This window comes from Ilumatobacter sp. (genome assembly GCF_049588435.1).
Classification (GTDB): domain Bacteria; phylum Actinomycetota; class Acidimicrobiia; order Acidimicrobiales; family Ilumatobacteraceae; genus Ilumatobacter_A.
On the sequence record NZ_JBAVYV010000101.1, the window covers coordinates 1 to 3563 of the forward strand.

Here is a 3563-nt window from a genome sequence, read left to right on the forward strand (position 1 = left end):
GCCCCGACCTCATACGAGGTCGGGGCCCTGGCCCGCGTGTTCAGTGAACGCTGTCGGTCTCGACTACCTGCCGACCGCGGCGTTCAGTGCTGCTGTGGCACCCACCGCCAGCGGCGGGATCACCCAGCTCGGTGCCGAGATGATCTCCTCCGCCGTTCCCAGGTCGTCGGTGAAGTTCACCCTCACCCGGATCTGGGTACCGGCATCGGCTTCCTGGACGATGTAGCCGATCGAACCCGGCGTCGAGGTGGTCGCCACCACAGTGAAGCTGGCGAACCCGTCAGCGGATGCCTCGTAGGTGTAGTTGATGCCGGCCTCCGCAGCGTCCTCGGTCCCGTCTCCGTCCGTGAACGGCCCGGGTACGAGCGACTGGCCGACCAGCGGCTCCGGATTGTTGAAGGTCACCGCAGACGGCACGTCGTTGACGTTGACGACTTCCGCCAACGCCTCCGAGGCGATGCTGCGCAGATTGCCGTCATCGTCGAGGAACGTCACCACGACTCGCAGGAGCGACAGCGCATCCGCATCACCGGGGGTGAACGTCTGCGTGTTGCCGATCGGTGCGGGGCTTGCGGTGGCGGATGGCTCCCACTCCTCACCGACCTCACCGTTCTGCCAGTTGAAGGTGATCTGCGTGGGGTTGGTCACCACGGCCGGGTCGAAGTTCACCGTCGCGGTGATCGACTGATCCTCGGTCGGCGGATCGATCTGACCCTCGAGGGTGATCGTGCCTGCGGGCACGCACGCTTCCATGGTTTCCAGGATCAGACATCCACCGCTGAACTGCAGCACCTCGATGCCGTGCAGGATGTCGACACCCTCCGACTCCTCCAGCTCCGCGACGCCCGTGTGGGCGACCCGGTAGTTTCCGTCGGCCATGGGGCCCTCGATGGTGTAGTTCGCCATGTCGTCGGCATAGACCGCCGTGTCGATGGTTCCTTCCGGGTCATCGGCGTAGGCGATCTCACGAACGATGTCGACGTCACCGGGGTTGATGGTGCCGTTGAAGATTCCTGCCTCGATCTGGGCGGCGCTGTCGTAGCGCACCCCGTTGTGCTCGAGCTGGACCCGCAGGTAGGCGTCGCCGGAGATGAAGTCGTCTCCGAACCGGCCTTCGATGAGGTCGCTGCCCGGACCACCCATCAACAGGTTGGAGTTCCCGTCGTTGTCGGTCTCGAGCGGATTGTTCAGGAATCGCAGTGCGTAGTCCTCCAACGCATTGTCCGGCCGCAACAGCTCCTCGAGACCCACGATCTGGGTGTCGATGCTGCCGTCGGCGTTCGCGCTGAGCTTGTTGAAGCCCACCGGAGCGTTGTCGAAGTCGTCCGGAGCGTTGCCCAGACCACGCAGGATGTCGTCACCTGCACCACCCGACAGCGCCTCGACGTCGAGGTACCGGTCACGGATGGCCGTGATGTCGGGCGGCTGGAGCAGGTTGAAGTTGAGGTCGGCGTCGACCCCGGTGTCGGTCCCGTAGTAGGTCGCAACGTCCCAGCCGTACATGGCATGGAACCGGTCGGTGCCTCCCGGGGTGCCGACGAGGATGTCGTCACCACCTTCGGCATCGAGGTCGTCATTGCCGGCTCCGCCGATCAGGACGTCGTCTCCGCCGTCCACATCGTTCTGGAACTGCTGGCCGTTGTCACCGATCAACAGGTCGGCGTGCTCACGACCCTCGATCCAGTCGTCCCCGTAGTTGCCGAACGGATTGTCCCGTCCGGTGCCACCGAGGATGATGTCGTCGCCCAGGCCTGCGAAGCCCATGGCGCCATCGGAGTTGTCCTGGGTCTTGGTGATGAAGTCATCGCCACGACCACCGAGCAACAGGTCGATGCCGGGTCCACCCTGGATGGCGTCGTTGCCGTCGCCACCCTTGATGTTGTCGTCACCGAACGAGTCGGTCAGGATGTCGTCACCCTGGCCGCCGAGGATCGAGTCGGCACCGCTTCGGCCTTCGATACGGTCGTTGCCGCCGTAGCCGAACAGTGCGTCGTCACCCTCGCCACCCGAGATGTTGTCGGGATTGACACGGTTGCCGTGGATCTCGACGTGCTCGTCGCCGTCCCAGGTCCACACACCGGCGACCTGAGCGAAGTTCGGCGGCAAGGGAGTCGGGAGTGCTTCCATGTCGAGCACCGGCTCCTGCAAGCGGAAGATCTCCGCCGGCAGCAGTGATGCCTCGGTGTTGCGCTGGATCAGGGACGAGAAGCTGTTGGCCTCGAGACCTTCGAAGAGGTCCTCACCCTGGTTGCGGAACAGGTAGTAGAACCGGTCACCGAACTGCAGGGCCTCGAGTTGATTCTCGAACACGAAGTTGAAGGTCGGTCCGAGCAGGGCGCCGAACGGGTCGACCCGCTCTGCCAGGCCACCGATCCAGAAGTCGACATCGTCCAATCCGGTGGTGGTCACGCCATCGACGTTGGCCCATGCTCCGGTGCTGTTCATGAAGTCGGCCCTGTCCTCCGGATCCTGCGGCGGCGGGAACAGTGCAGCGATGGCATCTTCGATGCCCTGGTTGACCGCATTGGGACCACCGACGATGTAGACGTTGTCGGGGTTGATGCGCTGGATTTCATCGGCGACCGATTGCGGCAGAGTTCCTCCGCCGGGCACCAACAGGATCGGGGAACCATTCTCGCCCGCTGCTGCGGCAGCGGCGGACACGCCTGCGACCGCCGAGGCGGACAGGGCGTCGGGGAAGTTGCTCCCCGTCGTGATGTACAGAGCACCGCCGTTGTTGTCAGGCCAGTAGGCCTGGCTCACTGCGACTGCGGTCTGGTAGCGGTTCTCGCCCGAGAGTCGAGTCACCGTACCGAAGGCCTCCAGGTCGGTTGCGACCGACTCGCTGACCGCACTGGGGCCACCGACCACGACGATGTTGGTCGGGTTCAAGCGGTCCAACTCGTCGGCGGTCACCGCCGGGATGTTGCCGGGCTGCACCATCAGAAGCGGGCCCTGCTGCTGAGCTGCAGCGGGACCTGCGCCGAGCGCGTCGGGGTAGTTGGTCCCGGCGGAGATGAAGACCGTGTCCGCACCATCGGGGTAGGTGTCCTGGCTGATCTCGGCCGCAGTGGCGTAGCGGTTCGGGCCGGCCAGGCGATCGACTGTGCCCGTGGTGTACGTCTGCAGTGAGTTGAACACCTGCGAAGTGATCACGTTGGTACCGCCGAGGACGACGATCCGTTGTGGGTTCAGCCGGAACAGTTCCAGCGCCGTTGCTCGCGGAATGGCGTTCTCGTCGACCAGCAACAGCGGCCCACCGGCGGGAGCCGCGGCGGGGCCACCGGCGAGCGCATCGGGGAAGTTGTTGCCGTGTGCGATGTACACCACCGGCGCCTCACCGGCGAAGTTGGATTGTGAGATCGCCGCAGCGGTGCTGTAGCGCGTGAGGCCAGCGAGCCGGTCCACCTTGTCGATGACGGCGTTGCCGTACACCAAGATCTCGGCTGCGATCCGCTTGTCGGTCAGCGTCTCGGCTTCGAGGATCGTCGGGTGGGTGCCGTAGGCGGCGATGAAGTTGACCAGCGACGCCGAGCCCTGCTCCGCGTCGGACCGGCCGAAGT

Annotated in this window: 1 protein-coding gene; it reads right to left on the reverse strand. The window is 65.1% G+C overall.

Annotated elements, in window-relative coordinates; genetic code table 11:
• Positions 1 to 63: 63 nt before the first annotated feature.
• Positions 64 to 3563, reverse strand: a 3500-nt coding sequence (locus WBV89_RS03745; RefSeq protein WP_423980003.1) for a cell wall-binding repeat-containing protein, incomplete at its 5' end; no start/stop codon positions are given.